Consider the following 21,084-nt stretch of genomic DNA (forward strand, 5'->3'; position numbering starts at 1 on the left):
ATCACATTTCTGGAGGTCCGAAGTGTCCGGTCCGGAGATTAATGGATCGGGCACTTCGGGAGCATTTTTATTGGATTGGAGCACTGTCGGAAATGGCAAATAAATACACGGTCCGTATCCAGGGTAAGAATTCGGACATCACCGTTGCCGAAGACCAATCCATCCTCGATGCGGCGCTGCGGGCGAACGAATGGCTTCCGCACTCGTGCACCCAGGGCACCTGCGGCACCTGCAAACTCAAGGTGCAGTGTGGGGAGGTGCGCCACAACGAATCCCCCGAGTACACCCTGACCACGGACGAGCGCGCCGAAGGTTTAGCTCTCGGCTGTATGGCGACCCCCTGCTCCGATCTGACGGTCGAACCGATCGGCGGAGCCGGGGACGACGGAGTTCCGCACTTCCCACTGCGTGATTACGAGGGCACGGTGACGGTACTCGAGGACATCGCTGCGAATACCCGTCGGCTCGTGGTCGAAGTGGATACGCCGATGCTGTTCAATGCCGGTCAGTACGTCGAGTTGATCGTCCCCGGGCACAACGTCGGCCGGCAGTACTCGCTGGCCAATCCGCCGACGGAGACGCGGAACCTGGAATTCCACGTCAAACTCACGACCGGGGGTCTGGCCACGGACGGGTGGATTTTCGGACCGATGCAGGTCGGTGACCGCATCTCTCTGCGTGGGCCGTTGGGCCAGTTCAACTTGGTCAAGCAGCAGGACGAGGCCGCGATCTTGATCGGCGGTGGCACCGGATTGGCGCCGTTGAAGTCGATCGTCCAGCATGCGTTGGCCGAGCGCCTGGTTCCGGAGTTGTATCTCTACCACGGTGGACGTCGCCAGGAGGATCTGTACGACGTCGACTTCTTCCGCGACCTCGCACAGGAGCATGAGCACTTTCACTACCGCCCCGCGCTGAGCGAGGAACAGTGGGACGGGGCCATGGGGATGGTGACCGATGTTGTGCTCGACGACTTCTCGTCGTGCAAGGGCATGAGCGCCTACCTGTGCGGACCGCCGGCAATGGTCGAGGCGGCGGTCAAGGCCCTCAAGCGACGTCGGATGGCGCCCCGACTGATCTTCCGTGAAGAGTTCACGATCGCCGCACCGAACCTGGCCGCCGTGGTGCAGTAGCCACGACGCCCCCTTTCCTCCGGATCAAGACGTTGGCGCTGACGGATCCGGACGGCACCGATCCCGCGGAAGTGAATGGACACGATCACTTCCGCGGGATCGTCATATCTGCTACCGGAACGGCACCGTGCGCAGGTCCTCCGACGGACTCACTCCGAAGGTCTCCTTGTACTCCCCGGCGAACCGGCCGACATGCAGGAACCCCCACCGCTGTGCGATCTCGGTGACACCTTCATTCGCCGGGTCCGCCTCGAGCAGGTCTTTGCGCGCCTTCTGCAGGCGGATGATCTTCAGCTGCCGCATCGGCGTCGTACCCAACGAATTCTGGAACCCCACCTGCAGGGACCGCACACTCACCCCGACGTTCTTGGCGACCCGAGCCACCGTCAGGGGCTGCTGCGCGTGCGCCTCGAGGTAGTCGACGGCGAGCCGGACAATTCCCGGCAGGGCGGGCTTGGGCTCATACAACCTTGCCCTGTAGTCGTGCTCAGCCGCGACGAGAAGCCCGCTCATCAAGCACTCCGCCATCGGCGTCGAGACGATGGGATGCAGCGCCAACGCCTCGGGACTATCGAGTTGATGAGACAGACCCTCGACCAGTGAGAGCCATTGACGGCCGACGACGGTGTCCAGATCGAGGTCCATGCCGAAGACGATCGGGTCGACGATCTCGGTTCCCAACCGTGCCGCGAGTTGATCCTCGAGCGCCCGGCGATCGATCTTCAGGGCCAGCACCGGGGTCGGATAGGGCGAGGCCCACCCACGCAGCAGGGTCCGCTGGTCGCACCGGTAGACCGCGGCGCAGTGGGGGGTCGCCACGGTCCGGGCGCGACCCGACCCGGTGACCAGCTCCCCCCGCATCGGGATGTTCACCTGATAGGAGTCGCGCAACTCGTTCGTGAAGATTTCCACCTCGGTCGAATAGTCCAGCCGGCCGAGCGTGACGGGACCGAACGAGGCGGCAGTCATTCGCATCTGAAAAATATGCTCGTCCCCGAGGACGCGAACCTCATGGGGATAGTAGAGATCGCTGCCGATGGCCCGCGCCTCGTCGATATCGTCGGAAAGAAACGTCTTTGTGCCGTTTCCGCGATCCGGGTCTTCGCTCATCTACTTTGTCGGTCTCTCTGGTCCCACTAAATCGAGAACGATTCAGTTATTGCGCCAATTGGCTATATTGCTGCGCTCACAGGATAGCGCGTCATGTGACCTGAATCATACGCTCATCAGGAATCACTCAACAGCTCCTATATCCAAATTTGGAGGAGACGAATGACCGTCGATCACGCGCCGGAAGGCGTGAAAAGCCCGACCGGATGCCCCGTTTCAGGTATGGCGGCAGGCTTCGATCCGTTCCAGGGCGCCTACCAGGTCGATCCATCCTCGTCGCTGCGGGAAGCCCGCAAAGAAGAGCCGGTGTTCTACAGTCCACTGCTCGACTACTGGGTGGTCACGCGCTATGAGGACATCAAGCAGATCTTCAAGACACCATCGGTGTTCTCCCCGTCGATCACTCTCGACCAGATCACCCCGATCAGTGACGAGGCGCTGCAGATCCTCGGCAGCTATCAGTTCGCTCCCGGCCCGACCATCGTGAACGAGGACGAGCCGATCCACACCGAACGTCGCCGACTGCTGCTGCAGCCGTTCGAAGCCGAAAACGTCGCCACCCTCGAACCGAAGATCCGCGAGGTCGTCAACACCTACCTGGACCGGGTCATCAAGGATGGCCGGGCCGACCTGATCGGCGATCTCCTCTACGAAGTTCCCTGCATCGTCGCGCTCATCTTCCTCGGCGTGCCGGACGAGGACATCGAGACCTGCCGCCACTTCGGGATGCAGCAGACCCTGTTCACCTGGGGACACCCCACCGGAGACGAACAGACCCGGGTCGCAACCGGGATGGGGAAGTTCTGGGAATTCGCAGGCGGACTGGTCGACAAACTCGAGGCCGACCCGAACGCGAAGGGGTGGATCCCCCACGCAATCGAGATGCAAAGGCAGCACCCCGACCTCTTCGACGACAACTACCTGCAGAACATCATGATGAGTGGTGTGGTGGCCGCGCACGAAACCACCACCAACGCCACCGGTAACGCGTTCCGCACCCTGCTCGAGAACCGCAGCTCCTGGGAAGAGATCTGCGCCGACCCCACGCTGATCCCCAAGGCCATCGAAGAATGCCTCCGCTACAGCGGATCCGTCGTCGCCTGGCGCCGCAAGGCCGTGGTTGACACCACTGTCGGCGGAGTCGATATCCCGGCCGGCGGTCGACTGCTGATCGTCATGGCGTCGGCGAACCGCGACGACTCGATGTTCCCCGAGCCCGACGACTTCGACATCCATCGAGGAAACGCCCGACGCCACTTGACATTCGGCATCGGCAGCCACACGTGCCTGGGCGCGACGCTGGCGCGGTTGGAGATGAAGGTCTTCCTCGAAGAGGTCTCGCGGCGCCTGCCGCACATGTCACTCGTTGCTGGACAGGAATTCTCCTACCTTCCCAACACCTCGTTCCGGGGACCCGAGCACGTGTTGGTCGAGTGGGATCCCCAGCAGAATCCTGTGCCCGCCGACCGACCCTGACCGACCCTGACCGACCCAACGAAACGAGGACACCATGTACCGCGTCACCATCGTCTACAACCAGCCCGCCGACCCGGCCGCCTTCGACGAGCACTACAGCTCCAAACATTTGCCTCTGGTGCAGCAGATCCCGAGCGTCAAGCGGTTCGCCGCAGGAAAGTGTGAATCTCTCGACGGCAATCCCCCCTCGGCGTACGCGCTCGCGCAGCTGTACTTCGAGAGCAAGGAAGAAGCCGGGCAGGCATTCGCCTCCACAGCGGGTCGGAACGCCGCCGCCGACGTCGCGAACTTCGCCTCCGGCGGAGTGACGATGCTGTTCAGCGACGAAGAGACCGTTCTGCCGTGAGTCGGCGGTGGGGTGCCGGCTCGACTGCCGGCACCCCACCTGAGTTCGCCATTACTGCACTACCGTGAAAGAGAGATAGACGTGCCTACCGTCACCTACGTTCACCCCGATGGAACCAAGCATGAGGTCGAGGTTCCTACCGGCAAAAGGGTCATGCAGGCCGCCATCGGCGCCGGAATCGACGGCATCGTCGCCGAATGCGGTGGCCAGGCCATGTGCGCGACATGTCACGTCTACATAGAAAGCCCCTGGGCGGACAAGTTTCCCTCGATCTCCGAGGAAGAAGACGAGATGCTCGACGACACCGTCAGCCCCCGCACCGAAGCCAGTCGCCTGTCCTGCCAGCTCGTGGTCAGCGACGACGTCGACGGTCTGATCGTCCGGCTTCCGGAGGAGCAGGTATGAGTATCGACCGCATCGTCATCATCGGTTCCGGACAGGCCGGATTCGAGGCCGCCGTCAGTCTGCGCAGTCACGGATTTGCCGGATCGATCACCCTGGTCGGTGACGAGCCGGGTGTGCCCTACCAGCGGCCACCGTTGTCGAAGGCGTACCTGCACTGTGATCCGGACCGGGAATCCCTTGCGCTGCGTCCGGCCCAGTACTTCGACGACCACCGGATCACGCTCGCGTGCGGCAAGCCCGTCGTCCGCATCGATCGCGATGCACAACTGGTGGAGCTGATCGATGCCACCGTCATCGAGTACGACCACCTGATCCTGGCGACCGGCGCCCGCAACCGGCTCTTGCCCGTCCCCGGCGCCGACCTTCCCGGTGTGCACTACCTGCGAACCGCCGGTGAAGCAGAGTCCCTCACTTCGAGCATGGCCTCGTGCTCGTCCCTGGTCGTGATCGGGGCCGGCTTCATCGGTCTCGAGGTCGCCGCAGCGGCCCGCAAGAAGGGCCTCGACGTGACCGTCGTCGAAGCGATGGATCGGCCGATGGCCCGCGCCCTGTCGCCGGTGATGTCGGACTACTTCTCCACCGCACACACCGAACACGGTGTGCACATGCGGCTGTCGACCGGCGTGAAGACGGTCGTCGCAGTCGACGGCCGAGCAGCGGGGGTCACCACCGCGTCCGGCGACGTCATACGCGCCGACGCCGTCGTCGTGGGTATCGGTGTCGTACCCAACATCGAACTCGCCGCCCTGGCGGGCCTGCCGGTCGACAACGGCGTCGTCGTCGACGAGTACCTTCGCACACCCGACGAGAACATCTCGGCGATCGGTGACTGCGCCGCTTACCCGATCCCGGGAACAGCCAGTTTGGTGCGACTCGAATCCGTACAGAATGCGGTCGATCAGGCCCGCTGCCTCGCCGCTCAGCTCACCGGCACCAGCACCAATTACCTGAGTGTGCCGTGGTTCTGGTCCGAGCAGTACGAATCGAAATTGCAGATGGCTGGGCTGACCGTGGGCGCGGACACCCACGTGGTTCGCGGTTCCGTCGACAGCGGGGCGTTCTCCATCTTCTGCTTCCTCGGCACCCGGTTGCTGGGAGTCGAGTCGGTCAACAAGCCCCGCGACCATATGGCGGCACGAAAGATCCTTGCCTGCGGTATGCCGCTTACTCCGGAGCAGGCAGCGGACACGGACTTCGATCTCAAACTGGCGATCACCCGGCACAAGGACACGCACAAGGCCGAGGTTGCTTCAGCCGAAGTCGGCGAGCGTGAGGTGGTGGCGTCATGAGCGGAAGGTTCCGGATCGAGCGGGTCGCTACCGAGGGAAAATTTGCCCTCGACGGCGGAGAGTGGAACGTCGACAACAACATCTGGCTGATCGGTGACGATACCGACGTCGTGATCGTCGACGCCGCTCACACCGCGCAGGCGATCATCGACGAGGTCGGAGGCCGGCACGTGAATGCCGTGATCTGCACGCACGGTCACAACGACCACGTCACCGTCGCCCCCGAACTCGCCGAGCGTCTGTACGCCCCTGTGCTGCTGCACCCCGAGAACATCGTTCTTTTGACCTGCTGGCCTTCCGATTCTGATCGCGACGACGTGCTGTGGAAGATGAGCCACCCCGACGCCAAGTACTGGCATCTCGAGGACGAACAGCGAATCGCCATCGCGGGCACCGAGATCCAGGTTATCCACTCACCCGGTCACTCGCCGGGATCGGTGTGCCTGTACCCGCGCGAGGCCGGGATACTGTTCTCCGGGGACACCCTGTTGTCGGGCGGTCCCGGCGCCACCGGCCGGTCCTACTCGGACTTCCCGACCATCATTGGGTCGATCCGCGACCGGCTGTTCGCACTTCCCGAAGAAACGCTCGTCCACACCGGACACGGTGAAGAAACCACGATCGGCACCGAGGCACCCCATCTTTCCGAATGGATCGCGCAAGGGCAGTAAGCAAGCCAGAGCTCCCACATGGTGCGCCGCATCGCGGCGCACTCATCATCCACCTCCCAAGCAGGAGACGTTATGATGCGGAAGAGCAAGCCATGCTCGAACTGGCCCGAATCTGGGCACCCTACGGAGGTGCGCGGCCCGGTGACATCCTCGTCGAGTTCGGCATGAGCCCAGCAACGTTCTATGCGAGAGTAACCCGAATCCTGCGCACCATCGCGATACGGAACAGGCCACTCGCCGAGCGCCATCTGATCCTGGAGAACGCGGCACGCTACTCCATTCAACCTGCCCCCGTGTACGAGTAGGGAATTGGAGACACGTCACCATCCGTCGCGGTTGGACCGCCGCAACAATCCCGGGTTCGCACGCGGCGCGCACGAAAGGCGTTCACGAACGCGGAAGAGACACCACCGGTGAAGCACCAGTCAGATTCGGAAATCCGGCAGCGGTGACGGACAGGACCTCGGTCCGAGTCTCCTTTACGCGATCGAACAGTTGGAGCTGGCCATACGGTCACGGATGGACACAATCCTGCGCCCGGTCGGCATCACGACTCTCCAACACACCGCCCTGGCGGTCTTACGTCGCTGCGATGGACTCTCTTCCGCCGAGCCGGCCCGCAATTCCTTCGTCACAGTGCAAACTATGGACGAGATGATCATCGCGCTCGAGAGTCGAGGTCTGGTCAGTCGGCGGGTCGACCCCAGCAACCGCCGGCAAATGCTGACGACAGTCACGGCGACCGGAGTGGAGCTACTCGATTGCTATCGCCGGTAAGTCTCCGCACTCGAGGAACAGATGGTCAGTCAGCTCACCCCCCGCCAGCGTGGGAACCTCCGTGAGTATCTCAATTCTTGCCGTGCCGGCTTGACCGGCTCCCAAGCACATTGACCGACACATTCCGTCCGTTCGGTTCTCCTTTACTCTGGGGAGCAGCACCGTGCGCCGATGCACCCCGTGCTTCCGGGCATGCCAGGAGCAGCTCGATTTTCTGGATCGCCAACTTCACAGTTGCTCGTGAGAGAGCCAACGCGGGGGTGGTGAACCTGCCAGCGTGAAAGTAGGAGGAGGCTGCCCGCCCATGCCACCATGCAGCGCAGAGGAATGGAAGCCTCTCGAAGATCGCGGCAGGGTGGACAGAGCTGGCGGCAGGCCCGAGAGGACACTCGGGGGCGGCTCTATCGTCCTGCGCGGCCGGCTGACACCCCGCACACGGCACTTCGGACCAGTCACTTCCCGGACCCACCAAATTCCACCCTACAACCGGGGCCACCGGTTCGTCTTGACACAGAGAGGCGCCGTTTAGTAACCGGCGGGGATGCCGAACACCCGGATCGCATCTCGGTACATGCCGAGTTGCTGGTCCTTGGTCAAGGGCGCGACTTCGGCGATCAGCTGTCCCGCACTGGTAACGGCGCTCATCGCGCCGACCACCGGAAGCCCAGCAACGTTGAAATCGACCGTTGCCCTACGGATGTGGTTGGCCGACGTCACGATGATCGCGCCACCCGCACCGAGCGAGCGCGCCAGCGGAACCGAGTTCAGCGCGTTGGCTACCGTTGATCCGGCACGGTGCTCGGCGTGGATCCGCTGGTGTGCAACACCGTTGGCTTGCAGCCACCCCTGCATGGCGGCCGCCTCGGTGATGCCGTTCTGTGGGTTACCGCCGGTGACGATGATGGGCGAGAACGGCGACACGAACGACTGGATCACTGTGGCCTGTAGCCGGTTGATCAACTCCGGGCGCATGCTGCCGTCGGGCAGCAGTCCGTAACCGAGAACGATGATGGCGGTGGACGGGCCTTGGATTGCCGGAAGCGGGTTCGGTGGCGTGAACGACGCAGTCCTGATGGCGTCGAGCAGGCCGTGCACGCCGGCCCGCATGCCTGCGTCCATCGCCCCCAGTCGTGCGAGCGCGGCCTCGCGGGTGATCAGGTCGGAGGCGGCATCGGCATAGATCGCTTGCAAAGCCACCGCATTCGGGTCGCCCGGGTCCTGGGCGACGGCTCCGCCGATGTCGGCGAGCGCACCTCGGGCGTCCCCGTCAGCGAATTTTCCCTGGGCACTGTTGAAGAGATCCGCCGCCGAGGCCGAGGCAATCGCAGTGGGTGAGACGAGGAGGACGAACGTGAAGAGGGTGGACAGGAGAGCGGCCAACACCGCTCTGGCCGGATACGGCCGGACACGCGTGTGCATTCTCAACGAGGACCTTTCCGTCGGATTTTCACTACAAGACTCGTGCGATGGTCCGTGGAGCGTCGGCGGCCAGTGTAGTGGCCCGACCGGTCGCCCTGCGCGGTTTCGTACCCGGCGGTTTCCTTCCCCAATCAGGACAGAACCCGTCCGCAATCGGTGGCATTCTTGTCGTCATGCGAGAAACTTCGGCGCGACTCCTCCGGATGCTCTCACTCCTGCAGACCCGCAGGGAGTGGTCGGGAGCCGAACTGGCCGATCGACTCGGGATCACACCGCGCACCGTTCGCCGGGACGTCGACAAGCTTCGCGATCTCGGTTATCCGGTCGACGCGACCGTCGGCGTCGGCGGCGGATATCAGCTCGGTGCCGGTGCCGAGATGCCGCCTCTGCTACTCGACGACGAGGAGGTTCTGGCGGTGGCACTGGGACTCCAATCCGGCTCCACCGGTTCGGTGGTGGGCATCGGCGAGGCGTCGATGCGCGCTCTCGCCAAGCTCCGGCAGGTGATGCCGTCGCGGCTTCGGCACCGCCTCGAGACGTTGCAGGTCGACGTGGTGCACCGAGAACCCGCACGGAGCGCCGTCGACGCCCAGGTGCTTTCCAGCGTCGCATCTGTGTGCCACAACCACGAGCGGCTCCGCTTCGACTACAGCACCCACGACGGCACCGCGAGTCGCCGCGAGGTGGAGCCCTATCGACTCGTTCGGTCCGGGGTCCGCTGGTATCTGGTGGCATGGGATCTCACGCGCGCCGACTGGCGTTCGTTCCGGGTGGATCGGATGACGCCGAAGATTCCGACAGGACCCCGCTTCACGCCGCGTGAGCTCCCACCGGGCGGCGCCGCCGATTTCGTCGCCCGCGGAATCACCCGCGCCGTCACCCGGGTACGCGCGCGAGTGCTGTTGCACGCTCCGATCGGTGAGATCGCACCCATGGTGCACGAAGACTGGGGCACTCTCGAGGAACTGCCGGACGGCCGCTGCGCGGTGGCGCTCGGCGGCGACTCCCTGGCGTCGATCGCTCAGTGGCTCAGTGCTTTCGGTACCGATTTCACCGTCCTCGATCCCCCTGAGCTGCGGGAAGAGTGCCGACGGGTGGGCGAGCGCCATCGCCTCTTCGCCGACCGCTACGGTAACGCCTGACCAAGACGCCGTGCGGTGGTCACCGTGTCCGGGATAACGACGGAGCGACACGGTCGTTGTTCGGCGTCCGAGCAGCGACGAGACGAAAGGTCGGGGTTGTCGGGGATGCAGCACACGATTGTCGAGGAGGGGCGTGCTCGCGCGCCGTCAGGGCCCGAAAACAGCGCGAAAGTGCTTGTGGGGGCCCACGCGGTGCTCGGCGCCGCAACCGTCGTCACCATGGTGTTCTCGCTGGCGTTCCTCTGCACACTCGACAACGGAAACGATCCGTGGACCTGGCCGGCACGGTACTCGTCGGCATGGTATGTCTGCGCGGCGATTCTCGCCTCGACGGTGTGGGCACTTCTCGTCACCGGCGTGCTGATCTTCCGGCCGGCACGCCGACGCGGACTGGGCACCGCAACCTTCCTCGTCGCCGTTACCCTCGGTATCTGCGCCGTCGTCGGTCTCTTCGGCCCAAATTCTGCGCTTCAGCTCTGGCTGGTGTGCGCGATCAATCTCGCGTATCAGGCTGCGCATCTACGTTCGGTGTGAGATGAAAACGAGGCAAGGCCCCACTCCTGCGGAGTGGGGCCTTGCTCGAACGTCATGTCCCGGCGAACCGGGAAGTCATAGCCGTTCTCAGACCAGGGTGACGCCGGTGGCCTGCGGGCCCTTGTTGCCCTGGCCGATCTCGAACGAAACACGCTGGTTCTCCTCGAGCGTGCGGAAGCCGCCGCTCTGGATCTCCGAGTAATGGACGAACACGTCAGCGCTGCCATCCTCGGGGGCGATGAAGCCGAACCCCTTCTCGGAGTTGAACCACTTCACGATGCCCTCTGCCATGTAAATCTCCTCTAACACAGTTTCTTCTTCAGGTAACCGGCTCGGTTACCAGGGTCATCTGACACGACCGCTTATGACAATTCCTGTGGAGGACGTCCAAACGCTCGCAACCATCGATTTGCGAGCGTGGGAAACACAAACACAAAACTTACGACCTCCAATAGTGAACCACATCCGCGCCCACTTGTCTCCCCCAACCCCGGAATCTGCGTCGATCGGCGCCCACCTGATGGGATTCGGCACCTCGTACCGGCGCTCGCCTCCGCCCGAACCACTCACTTCGCTGCCGGCATCCTCCGCAGGATGGGGGAACCGCGGCTACGGACGGGTGGCAGCAAGACGCACGAATGCCGCAGCGTCGAGCCTCTCCCCGCGCGTGGACGGCTCGATTCCTGCCTCGACGAGCCTGCGCTCCGCTTCGGCCGGCGATCCGGCCCAGCCACTGAGCGCCGCTCGTAAAGTCTTGCGGCGCTGCGCAAATGCCGCGTCGATCACGGCAAACACTCGTCGCCGGTGCTCGTCGTCGATCGGCCACGGAGGTTCTGCGTAACGATCGATCCGCACCAATCCCGACTCCACCTTGGGAACAGGCCAGAAGACCGCTTTGCCCACGGACCCCGCACGGCGGACCGAACCGAAGAAGTTGGCCTTCACGCTCGGCACTCCGTAGGTCTTGCTGCCGGGCGGTGCCGCCAGGCGGTCCGCCACCTCGGCCTGCACCATCACCAGAGCCGTTCGCAGACTGGGCAATTCCGCAAACAGGTGCAGCAGCACCGGCACGGCCACGTTGTACGGCAGGTTGGCGACGAGCGCGGTGGGTTCACCGGGGATCTCGGACGGCTGGACGCGCATCGCATCGGCCCCGACCACGGTCAACCGGTCCGCGAGCCCCGGAGCGCGGGCGGCGACCGTGACCGGCAGCCGGGCGGCGAGGTTGGGATCGATCTCGACCGCAATCACCTTGTCCACCACGTCGAGTAGCGCCAGGGTGAGCGACCCTAGACCGGGCCCGACCTCGAGAACGATGTCGCTGCTCCCCACGCCGGCGGTGGCCACGATACGACGAACGGTGTTGGCGTCGTGAACGAAGTTCTGCCCCAGCTGCTTCGTGGGGCGCACACCGAATTCCTCGGCTAGCGAACGCACTTCGGCAGGGCCGAGCAGAGCAGCCTGCCCTCGGGGAGGCTGGCCTCGTTCGACATGGGATGATTCGGCGTCGGACACCAGGGGAACTTTAACGGACTCCGAGCCTGCCCGAACACGTCGGCCATGCTCCCCAGCCCTGGGTCTGCTGCGTTCGGGACGCGATGGCGATCTGCTCCTCGCGGGTGGCGAGATCGGCCCGCGGTGCGTACCTGAGACCGCCCTGACGCTCCCAGGTGTTCTGATCGAACTGAACGCCGCCGAAAAAGCCGTTGCCCGTGTTGACGGCCCAGTTCCCGGTGGCTTCACACTGTGCGAGCGCATCCCAGACGGCGCCGTTCTCGACGGGAGGCACCTCCGTGCCCGGTTTCGCGCCGACTCTGATCACCTTGGGCTGCGCGGGCGTGGTGACCGTGGCCGCCACCTGGTTGCGGCCCACTTCCCTGCCGTTGACCGTGTTGACCGCAAAGGTGACGTCCTGCACACCCGGCATGCCAGGGTTCTCCACGACGGTGCGGCTCATGTTCATCGTGGGGTCTTCGATCCGCTGCTCCGGCGGCGCCAACGGCAAGGTTTCGACCTTCGTCTCGACTCGGTCGCGGGTGACCGTGACGCCCATACCCTCCGCCAGCGGCGTGTCCGCGGGGGGCACGACCGTGTCGGCCTGTTCGAGAGGCGCACCGTGCGCGGTGAGGAAGTCCCCGACCGTCGGTGCCGCCAACCGCACATCCGTCACCGGCGAAGCGCCGTCGGTCAGCCTGACCACCATCGGGTTGAGCACCTCCAGCGCGGCGCCGTCGAGGGGCAGGCGCTGCGAACGCGACGCGGATACGTGCACGTCCTCGGCGAGTTCCAACTGCTTCAACGCGTCCTCGACGGTGAGCGCCGTGGTCCACACGGTCTTGGGCTGACCGTCCACGGTCAGGGACACCTCGCGTGCGCGGCGCAGAACCACCGTGTCACCGTCGGACAGGGATGCGTCCCGTTCCGGTGCCACCACGTCGCGCTCGTCGAGCGGGTACCCGGCGTCGGACAGCGCGGCGTCGACACTGGTACTCATGGTGCTCAGCGAGACCTTCTCACCGTCCACGTCGAGTGTGACGGTCTTGTGCCGGACCACGGCCATCACTCCGCCCGCGATCAGTGTGGCGAGAAGCAGCGCGACCACGGTGTACAGCAGCGGCGAGCGGGCCGAGTTGATCTTGGCGAAGGGCGACATCGTGTTCCTTTACTCGAGCCGAGCGGGTCAGCGGAGTCCGAGCTTGCTGGTGCAGGCGGGCCATGCACCCCAGCCCTGCGTCGCCTGAACCTTCTCGGCGACGGAGATCTGCTGCTCGCGCGACGCGAGGTCTGCGCGAGGGGCGTAGGCGGTGCCACCGAACGCTTCCCAGGTGCTCTGCGTGAACTGGAGTCCGCCGTAGAAGCCGTTCCCGGTGTTGATGGCCCAGTTGCCGGTGGCCTCGCAGTGCGCAATGGAGTCCCAGGTCGACGCGTTGGAGATGGCGATCTCCTTCACGCCGACACGGACGACGGCGGGCGCCGGTTCGCGCAGGATCTCCGACTTCAGTTCCTGGCGGCCTGCCTCGACCCCGTTGACGGTCTTCACTGCGGCCGTCACGGTGCGCTCACCGGGAACGCCCGGGTTCTCGACGACGGTCTTGCCCTTGTCGAGCGCGGGATCGTCCACGCGGTTCTCGGGGGGCGCGATCGGCAGGGTCTCGGTGCGGGTCTCGGTGCGGTCGCGGGTGACGCGGATCTCGGCGCCGTCGACGACGGGGCTGTCAGCGGGAGGTACGACGGTGTCGGCCTGCTCGAGCGGGGCACCCTTGGCCGCCAGCAAATCGCCCACGGTGGGGGCGGCGAGGCGGACCTCGGCGATCGGCGCCCCGCCGTCGGCAACCTTGACGAGCTTGGGCTCGACGACGTCCAGCTCGGCACCTTCGAGCGGAAGGCGCTGCGAACGCGACGCCGAGACGTGCACGTCGTCGGCCAGTTCGAACTGCTTCAGAGCGTCGTCGACGGTGAGCGCCGTGGTCCACACCTTCTTCGGCTCTCCGTCGACGGTGAGCGTGACCTCACGGGCGCGCCGCAACACGACGGTGTCACCTTCGGAGATCGAGGCGCCGGCAGCAGGCGCGACAGCGTCACGCTCGTTGAGGGTGTACCCGGCGTCGTCGAGGGCCCCGCTCACATCGGTAGCCATGGTGCCGAGCGACATGCTCTCGCCGTCGACGTCGATCGTGACGGTCTTGTGCCGGGCTACGGCCAGGGCGCCACCGACAACGAGGGTCGCAAGCAGTGCGGCGACCACCACGTAGAGAAAGGGCGATTTGGCGTTGTTAAGTCTGGCGAGTACTGACACATCAAGTCCCAAAGGCTGGCGAAAGTTTGATCACGGTACGGTAACGAATCGGCTTTGCTATGGCAACTTTGCAGCCAGCACCTGCTACCTAGATCACAAAAAGATTGAGATCGGACATGGTTTTCGACTGGGACGCGAAAACGCGTCGAATTCGGGCCACCCGCGGTGACGCAGTATCTTGCGTCTGCACCAAGAGCCCGGAAGCGACCGGGCACCTGTCATAGAAAGCTGGGGTTCCGTGCACAGCAGATCCGATCGACTTCTGAGACACGCCAGACGTCCGAGAGTGCCCGCGGTGATCGCCGCGCTGACGCTGCTCGTCACACTCGTCGCGCCAGGCCTCGCGGGCGCGCAACAGCCCGATCCGAACGGCGCGCAACAGCCCGCCCCGGGCAACAACTACATCATCGCCACCGATATCACGTTCGCGCCGTTCGAGTTCCAGGACGAGTCCGGCAAGCTCGTCGGCATCGACATGGATCTGCTCGCGGCCATCGCCGAAGACCAGGGATTCGACTACACCGTCAACGCGGTCGGATTCGACGCCGCACTACAGGCGGTCACGGGCGGGCAGGCCAACGGAATGATCGCCGGGATGTCGATCACCGACGCCCGCAAGGCCACGTTCGACTTCTCCGACCCGTACTTCGAGTCGGGCGTCCAGATGGGCGTGCTCGAGGACGACGACTCGATCGCCTCGTACGAGGATCTGCGCGGCAAGTCGGTCGCAGTCAAGAACGGCACCGAGGGTGCCACCTACGCGGAGTCCATCAAGAATCAGTACGGCTTCACCACCAAGTACTTCGCCGACTCGTCGAGCATGTTCGACGAGGTGCGCACCGGTAACTCGGCCGCCGTGTTCGAGGACTACCCCGTACTGGCCTACGGCATCAAGCAGGGCAATGGATTCAAGACCGTCACCGACAAGGTTCCGGGCGCAAGTTACGGCTTCGCCGTGGCCAAGGACCAGAACGCGCAGCTGCTGCAGCAGTTCAACGCCGGGCTCGCCAACCTGAAGGCCAGCGGCCAGTACGACGAGATCCTCGCCCGGTACCTCGACACCGATGCGAGCACAGACGACAATTCCATTCTCGGATTGATCAAGAGCACCTACCCGCTGTTGCTCGAGGGACTGTGGCTCACGATCGTCCTCACCGTGGTCTCGATCGCGATCGCTCTCGTGCTGGGCGCGATCTTCGGCCTGTTCCGGGTGTCGACCAACATCGTGCTGCGCGGAATCGGCACCACCTACGTCGACGTCTTCCGCGGAACGCCGTTGCTGGTGCAGGCCTTCTTCATCTACTTCGGCATTCCGGCCGCACTCGACTTCCAGATGTCGGCGTTCACCGCCGGCATCATCACCCTGAGTCTCAACGCGGGCGCCTACATGGCGGAGATCGTGCGCGGCGGCATCCTGTCGGTCGACAAGGGCCAGATGGAAGCGTCGCGAAGCCTCGGAATCAGTTATCTGAAGTCGATGCAGAAGGTGGTGATGCCGCAGGCCGTGCGCACCATGATCCCGTCGTACATCAATCAGTTCGTGATCACCCTGAAAGATACGTCGATCCTGTCCGTGATCGGGCTGGCCGAGCTCACGCAGACCGGGCGCATCATCATCGCCCGCAACTACCAGTCCTTCAACATGTGGCTGATCATCGGCGTCATGTACTTCATCATCATCATGGCGTTGACCAAGCTGTCGAACCGCCTCGAGAAGAGGATCAATCGATGACCGAATCGAACCCGACCCCGACGGCCACCACTGAGCCGAAGATTCGCGTGCGCGGTCTGAAGAAGTCGTTCGGTGACAACGAGGTACTCAAAGGCATCGACGTCGAGATCCAGAGCGGCGAAGTGGTCTGCGTGATCGGCCCGTCCGGCTCCGGCAAGAGCACCTTCCTGCGCTGCCTCAATCGGCTCGAGGACATCACCGGCGGCAGCGTCGTCGTCGACAACTTCGACGTGAGCGACAAGAAGATCGACATCGACCGGGTGCGTCAGCACATCGGCATGGTGTTCCAGCACTTCAATTTATTTCCGCACATGACGGCAATCGAGAACGTGATGCTGGGACCCGTCCAGACAAAGCGGGCCACCAAGGAGGAAGCACGGGCAACGGCGGTCCGCCTGCTCGATCAGGTGGGGCTCGCCGAGAAGGCGGACGCCAAGCCCGCGAGCCTGTCCGGCGGGCAGAAACAGCGGGTCGCGATTGCGCGCGCTCTCGCCATGAACCCGGACATCATGCTGTTCGACGAGGCCACCAGCGCCCTCGACCCGGAGATGGTCGGGGAGGTGCTGCAGGTGCTGCGCGACCTCGCGAAGGGTGGCATGACCATGGTGGTGGTGACACACGAGATGGGCTTCGCCCGGGAGGTCGCGGATCGGGTGATCTTCATGGCGGACGGTTACGTGGTGGAGGAGGGCACACCCGAGCAGATCTTCGGGAGTCCCCGTGAGGCCCGTACCCAGGACTTCTTGAACAAGGTCCTCTGACACGAAAGTGGCAGAGGACGCCCGAGGCGTCCTCTGCCACTTTCAGCGAGGTCAGACGCGCGCGGTGTCCTTCGCCGCCCAGGGCAGCTTGGCACCGAGGAGTCCGTCGACGCCGTACGCGCCGGACCCGATTACTGCAAGAAGCAGAGAGCTGACGCCGAGGGCGAGGACCAGTTCGTATCCGCCCTCACTGGCGAAAATGCCCTTGTCGATGTGCGCGATGAAGAACGCGCCCACCATGTCGAGGAACAGCAGGATGCCGAAGATCGGCACCGCCGCGCCGACGATCAGTGCGAGACCGCCGATGATCTCGAGCCAGGTGACCACGAACGCCGAGATACCGGGGAGTGGGACACCCATGCTCTCGAATCCGGCCGTCTGCTTGTCCAGCCCGTTGGTGAACGCCTTCTGCCAGCCATGAGCGAGGAAGATGATTCCGATGCCCACCCGGGCGATGAGAATTCCGAGATTGCGAACTGCGGGGTTGTTCATGACCGTGCCTTTCATCGAGGCGTCCCCGCGGATCGGGACGACCGTTACGTGACGGCCATCAGCCTAGAATGTCCTAGTTGAAACTTCAACATAGGGCCTTCGGCCCTGTGAGTGGTTAACGAGTCCAGAGACTCGTCAACCACTCACGGGCCGGAGGCCGTAGACCCGCTCCGCGGTGACCGTCGACGCCCGTGCCAGCGCTTCCGGCTCCTCACCGCGAACCTCTGCCAAAGCACGCACCGTGTAGGGCAGGCAATACGGCTCGTTGGGCGCGCCCCGGAACGGGTGCGGTGTGAGGAACGGGGCGTCCGTCTCCACGATGAGCTGGTCGGCGGGTACGAGGGGAGCCGCCTCTCGCAACGCCTTCGCGTTCTTGAAGCTGACGGTGCCCGAGAAACTGAGTACGTACCCCGCGTCGATGCACTTACGCGCCATGGCCGCATCCGACGAGAAGCAATGGAAGACCACAGTGTCGGGCGCCCCCTCCTCGCGCAGCACGTCCAGCAGCGCCTGATCTGCGTCCCTGTTGTGGATCATCAGAGTTTTTCCGAGCCGTTTCGCCAGGTCGATGTGCCATCGGAAACCTTCTTCCTGCTCCGGCACGGTGGCGCAGCCGTCGAGCTTCCCGGGCCAGTAGAAGTCGAAGCCCGTCTCCCCGACCGCCACCACCCGCGGATCGCCGGCCAATCGCTCGATCTCGGCCTTCGTGCCATCGTCGAGGACGTTTGCCCTCGTCGGATGAATGGCGACGGCCGCATACACCCGCGCATCCCAGTTGGCCGCATCGACGGCGAACCGTGCGGCATCGAGGTCGTCGGCCACGGTGACCACTCGCTCCACACCGACAGCGGCGGCCCGGTCCACGATCTTCCGGACACTCGCCGCGTCCGAGGCTCCGCACGCGTCGAGATGAGTGTGAGCGTCGACGAGCGGAAACAGTGGCTGGGGCGCTTCGGGTGCGGGACGGTCTTTGCTCATGCGCACATTGTCGACGGCGACACCGCGTGAACGCCAACACCCCGGTCTCGCGGCCGGTCGAAGCGGCGTTTACACCAATCTGCGCGTCGCGGAACCGCGGGGCGCAGATAGAGTGGTCGCACCATGAATGCTGCTGACTCCACCGCTTCGCGGCCACCTTTCTATCTGACGACGGCGATCGCGTACCCCAACGGCGTCCCGCACATCGGTCACGCGTACGAGTACATCTCCTCGGACGCGCTGGCACGGTTCAAGCGCCTCGACGGGTTCGACGTCTTCTTCCTGACCGGAACCGACGAGCACGGCCTGAAGATGCAGCAGACGGCGATCAAAGAAGGTATCGACGTCCGCGAGCTCGCCGCCAGGAACTCCGACGTGTTCGAGGCTCTCGACAAGACCTTGAACATCTCGTACGACCGGTTCATCCGGACCACGGACACCGATCACGAAGAAGCCAGCAAGGCGATCTGGCAGAAGATGCTCGAGCGAGGTGACATCTACCTCGACACCTACTCGGGCTGGTACTCGGTGCGCGACGAGGCCTTCTACACCGAGGCCGAGACGACACTTCAGGAGGACGGCTCGCGGTTGTCCACCGAGACCGGGACGCCGGTCGAATGGACGGAGGAGTCGACCTACTTCTTCAAGCTGTCCGAGTACCAGGACAAGCTGCTGCGGTTGTACGAGGAGAACCCGGACTTCATCGCGCCGGCGACACGTCGCAACGAGATCGTCAGCTTCGTCAAGGGCGGCCTGAAGGACCTGTCGATCTCACGCACCACCTTCGACTGGGGTGTCCCGGTTCCCGGCCACCCCGAGCACGTCATGTACGTGTGGGTGGACGCCCTCACCAACTACCTCACCGGTGCGGGCTATCCCGACACGGAGTCGGAGCAGTTCGGCAAGTTCTGGCCCGCGAATCTCCACATCATCGGCAAGGACATCACCCGGTTCCACACCGTGTACTGGCCGGCATTCCTCATGTCGGCGGGAATCGAGTTGCCGAAGCGGGTCTTCGTGCACGGGTTCCTCTACAACAAGGGCGAGAAGATGTCGAAGTCGGTCGGCAACGTCGTCGACCCGGTCGCCATGGTCGAGCAGTACGGACTCGACGCCGTCCGCTTCTTCCTGCTGCGGGAGATCTCGTACGGACAGGACGGCAGCTACAGCCACGAGGCCATCGTCACGCGCATCAACGCCGACCTGGCCAACGAGCTGGGCAACCTGGCGCAGCGCTCGCTGTCGATGGTGGCGAAGAACTGTGACGCCCAGGTTCCGGTGCCGGGTGAGCTGACCGACGAGGATTCCGCGATGCTCGCCTCGGCGGACGCCCTGCTGGCCAAGTGCCGTGCCGAATTCGACGTCCAGGCGTTGCATCTCGCGCTGGAGGCGATCTGGTCGGTTCTCGGTGAGACCAACCGGTACTTCTCGAAGCAGGAACCGTGGGTCCTGCGCAAGACGGACCCCGAGCGGATGGCCACCGTGCTGTACGTGACGCTCGAGGTGGTCCGCATCGTCGGAATTCTGGTGCAACCGGTGATGCCGAATGCGGCGGAGAAGATTTTGGACCTCCTGGGCCAGAAAGCGGAGGCCCGCCAGTTCACCGACCTCGCCACCCGCATCGTTGCGGGCACGCCACTGCCCGCACCGTCGGGCGTTTTCCCTCGTTACGTGGACGAGTGAGCCGTGCAGGGCCGAGTTGTCGGACCCTGCATGCACACTCTCCCCCATGACGGCGAATAGAACATACATTCGATCTCTACACGGCGGATTCGGCAGTAGTGGATCCGGAAGGGGAGCGCGCGTGTTCGACGACGAAGTGAGCCCGCCGGCGGCGGCCGCCGTCCACACCCTTCTGGGAGAGTTGTCGGCCGCGTACGAGCGCGGCTGGCAACCTGCCGACGTCCTCCATCTGGCGCGGAGATCGAAGGAGCCGGCCGACGCGCCGCTCGCGGCAGCACTCGTCCTGCACGAGGCGGAGCGGACCCGCGCCCACGATCGGGCGCCCCACGACTGGCTCGACCAACTCCGTTCCATCGCCGAGCAGTACCCCGCGGCTTCGGATCTGGCGCAGCGCATTTCGGATCGAGTCGGTGATGCGATGGACGACATGTCCGACGACGCGGGCGTGCGCGCGCTGGCTGCGGGGTTGCTCTTCGAGGACCCTTACCACTCGGTCTACCAGTTGACCGACCTCTCCTTGGCCTGGACCGATCTGCCCGGGTGGACCGTCCTCACTCCCCCGCCGTCCACCTGGCCCCGCGTCCGGGTCGAGGTCACCAGGCCGGTAGCGAGCGGGAACACCGAGGCCGACGCCAAGGTACTCAACAGGATTCGGGGACTTCTCGCCAAGGCAGAGGCCACCGACTTCGCCGAGGAAGCCGAAATTTTCACTGCGAAGGCCCAGGAGTTGATGACCCGCTACGCCATCAATGCCGCCCTCCTCCACACCCAGAACGGCTCGGGAAACACCGCTGTCCACAGTCGCCGGATCCATCTCGAAAATCCGTACGTCAAGGAGAAGGTGCACCTGCTCACCGAGATCGGTGACTCCAACCGGGTGCGGACGGTGTGGTTCAGTTCGCTGGCCATCGCCACGGTGGTGGGAACACCACTCGACCTGCAGCAGGTCGACATGCTCTTCACTTCCCTGCTGGTGCAGGCTACGCGGGCAATGCAATTCGCTGATGCGCAGAGTCGAAGCGGGTCCCGCACCACGTCGTTTCGTAAAGGTTTCCTCGCGGGGTTCGCGAGTCGGATCGGTCAGCGGTTACGCGACGCCGACAGCAGAGCGACAGTCGACGCCGCGGACGAAGCCTCGATCCCGGTCGACGATCTCCTGCCGATTCTCGCCACGAAATCCGAAGCTGTCGACGCGGAGTTCGACCGCCTGTTTCCGCGTACTCGCAAAGCCCGCGGAAGGGCGGTGGACGCGCACGGTTGGTACGCCGGGCAGGCGGCCGCCGACGATGCCACCCTCGCACCCGGCGAGCGGGCACTTCGGCGGTAGTGCCACCGTGCCGGTG

The 21,084-nt window shown here is 64.5% G+C and carries 21 protein-coding genes; 13 read left to right on the forward strand and 8 right to left on the reverse strand.

Features of this window, described 5'->3' with window-relative positions; all coding sequences use genetic code 11:
• The first annotated feature begins 92 nt into the window (after positions 1–92).
• Entirely contained in the window at positions 93–1,130 is a 1,038-nt protein-coding gene (locus CBI38_RS22990; protein ID WP_109332480.1) for an NADH:ubiquinone reductase (Na(+)-transporting) subunit F, read from the forward strand.
• A 111-nt stretch (positions 1,131–1,241) separates the two neighbouring features.
• On the opposite strand, the gene CBI38_RS22995 is transcribed toward CBI38_RS22990, so the two are convergent.
• Positions 1,242–2,240 carry an AraC family transcriptional regulator gene (locus tag CBI38_RS22995; RefSeq protein WP_204164803.1) on the reverse strand — a complete coding sequence of 333 codons (999 nt, stop codon included), beginning with the start codon at positions 2,238–2,240 and terminating at the stop codon, positions 1,242–1,244.
• A 162-nt stretch (positions 2,241–2,402) separates the two neighbouring features.
• On the opposite strand from CBI38_RS22995, the gene CBI38_RS23000 reads away from it, so the two are divergent.
• From CBI38_RS23000 to CBI38_RS23025, 6 genes are all read left to right on the forward strand, one after another.
• Positions 2,403–3,716, forward strand: coding sequence for a cytochrome P450 (locus CBI38_RS23000; protein WP_109332481.1), 1,314 nt, complete (start codon positions 2,403–2,405; stop codon positions 3,714–3,716).
• A gap of 34 nt (positions 3,717–3,750) precedes the next feature.
• Positions 3,751–4,062, forward strand: a complete 312-nt coding sequence (locus CBI38_RS23005; RefSeq protein ID WP_109332482.1) for an EthD family reductase — start codon at positions 3,751–3,753, stop codon at positions 4,060–4,062.
• A gap of 81 nt (positions 4,063–4,143) precedes the next feature.
• Positions 4,144–4,467 (forward strand): 2Fe-2S iron-sulfur cluster-binding protein, encoded by a 324-nt coding sequence (locus tag CBI38_RS23010; protein WP_109332483.1) that lies wholly within the window; start codon positions 4,144–4,146, stop codon positions 4,465–4,467.
• The gene (locus CBI38_RS23015; RefSeq protein WP_109332484.1) at positions 4,464–5,756 is read left to right on the forward strand and encodes an NAD(P)/FAD-dependent oxidoreductase; all 1,293 of its coding nucleotides are present in this window, start codon (positions 4,464–4,466) and stop codon (positions 5,754–5,756) included. Before CBI38_RS23010 ends, CBI38_RS23015 begins: the two co-directional genes overlap by 4 nt.
• Entirely contained in the window at positions 5,753–6,427 is a 675-nt protein-coding gene (locus CBI38_RS23020; protein ID WP_109332488.1) for an MBL fold metallo-hydrolase, read from the forward strand. Before CBI38_RS23015 ends, CBI38_RS23020 begins: the two co-directional genes overlap by 4 nt.
• Complete coding sequence (locus CBI38_RS23025) at positions 6,406–6,732, forward strand: DUF3263 domain-containing protein (RefSeq protein WP_418328280.1); 327 nt, start codon at positions 6,406–6,408, stop codon at positions 6,730–6,732. The genes CBI38_RS23020 and CBI38_RS23025 overlap by 22 nt, the downstream gene beginning before the upstream one ends.
• 997 nt (positions 6,733–7,729) lie before the next feature.
• On the opposite strand, the gene CBI38_RS23035 is transcribed toward CBI38_RS23025, so the two are convergent.
• Entirely contained in the window at positions 7,730–8,623 is an 894-nt protein-coding gene (locus CBI38_RS23035) for a YdcF family protein (protein WP_109332491.1), read from the reverse strand.
• Between the two features lie 173 nt (positions 8,624–8,796).
• Between CBI38_RS23035 and CBI38_RS23040 the strand changes: the two genes are divergently transcribed.
• Positions 8,797–9,765 (forward strand): helix-turn-helix transcriptional regulator, encoded by a 969-nt coding sequence (locus CBI38_RS23040; RefSeq protein WP_109335286.1) that lies wholly within the window; start codon positions 8,797–8,799, stop codon positions 9,763–9,765.
• A 105-nt stretch (positions 9,766–9,870) separates the two neighbouring features.
• Positions 9,871–10,299, forward strand: a complete 429-nt coding sequence (locus CBI38_RS23045) for a hypothetical protein (protein WP_109332492.1) — start codon at positions 9,871–9,873, stop codon at positions 10,297–10,299.
• 87 nt (positions 10,300–10,386) lie between these two features.
• On the opposite strand, the gene CBI38_RS23050 is transcribed toward CBI38_RS23045, so the two are convergent.
• The 4 genes from CBI38_RS23050 to CBI38_RS23065 form a co-directional block, all read right to left on the reverse strand.
• A complete protein-coding gene (locus CBI38_RS23050; protein WP_109332503.1) occupies positions 10,387–10,590 on the reverse strand; it encodes a cold-shock protein in 204 nt (67 codons plus the stop codon).
• A gap of 318 nt (positions 10,591–10,908) precedes the next feature.
• Positions 10,909–11,814: a 16S rRNA (adenine(1518)-N(6)/adenine(1519)-N(6))-dimethyltransferase RsmA gene (rsmA, locus tag CBI38_RS23055; protein WP_109332504.1), complete on the reverse strand. Its 906-nt coding sequence runs from the start codon at positions 11,812–11,814 to the stop codon at positions 10,909–10,911.
• 10 nt (positions 11,815–11,824) lie between these two features.
• Positions 11,825–12,952 carry a resuscitation-promoting factor gene (locus CBI38_RS23060; RefSeq protein WP_109332505.1) on the reverse strand — a complete coding sequence of 376 codons (1,128 nt, stop codon included), beginning with the start codon at positions 12,950–12,952 and terminating at the stop codon, positions 11,825–11,827.
• A gap of 27 nt (positions 12,953–12,979) precedes the next feature.
• On the reverse strand, positions 12,980–14,095 hold the full coding sequence (locus CBI38_RS23065) for a resuscitation-promoting factor (RefSeq protein WP_109332506.1): 1,116 nt from the start codon (positions 14,093–14,095) through the stop codon (positions 12,980–12,982).
• Between the two features lie 238 nt (positions 14,096–14,333).
• On the opposite strand from CBI38_RS23065, the gene CBI38_RS23070 reads away from it, so the two are divergent.
• Both CBI38_RS23070 and CBI38_RS23075 read left to right on the forward strand, forming a co-directional pair.
• The gene (locus CBI38_RS23070; protein WP_418328281.1) at positions 14,334–15,827 is read left to right on the forward strand and encodes an amino acid ABC transporter substrate-binding protein/permease; all 1,494 of its coding nucleotides are present in this window, start codon (positions 14,334–14,336) and stop codon (positions 15,825–15,827) included.
• Entirely contained in the window at positions 15,824–16,588 is a 765-nt protein-coding gene (locus tag CBI38_RS23075) for an amino acid ABC transporter ATP-binding protein (protein ID WP_109332513.1), read from the forward strand. The genes CBI38_RS23070 and CBI38_RS23075 overlap by 4 nt, the downstream gene beginning before the upstream one ends.
• 51 nt (positions 16,589–16,639) lie before the next feature.
• Here CBI38_RS23075 and CBI38_RS23080 read toward each other — a convergent pair whose 3' ends face one another.
• Positions 16,640–17,080 (reverse strand): DoxX family protein, encoded by a 441-nt coding sequence (locus CBI38_RS23080; RefSeq protein WP_109335287.1) that lies wholly within the window; start codon positions 17,078–17,080, stop codon positions 16,640–16,642.
• A gap of 135 nt (positions 17,081–17,215) precedes the next feature.
• On the reverse strand, positions 17,216–18,058 hold the full coding sequence (locus CBI38_RS23085) for a TatD family hydrolase (RefSeq protein WP_109332514.1): 843 nt from the start codon (positions 18,056–18,058) through the stop codon (positions 17,216–17,218).
• 123 nt (positions 18,059–18,181) lie between these two features.
• On the opposite strand from CBI38_RS23085, the gene metG reads away from it, so the two are divergent.
• Positions 18,182–19,741, forward strand: coding sequence for a methionine--tRNA ligase (metG, locus tag CBI38_RS23090; RefSeq protein WP_109332515.1), 1,560 nt, complete (start codon positions 18,182–18,184; stop codon positions 19,739–19,741).
• Positions 19,742–19,862: 121 nt separating this feature from the next.
• Entirely contained in the window at positions 19,863–21,068 is a 1,206-nt protein-coding gene (locus tag CBI38_RS23095; protein WP_230989930.1) for a DUF2786 domain-containing protein, read from the forward strand.
• Positions 21,069–21,084 lie beyond the last annotated feature (16 nt).

This window comes from Rhodococcus oxybenzonivorans, from assembly GCF_003130705.1.
Lineage (GTDB): Bacteria > Actinomycetota > Actinomycetes > Mycobacteriales > Mycobacteriaceae > Rhodococcus_F > Rhodococcus_F oxybenzonivorans.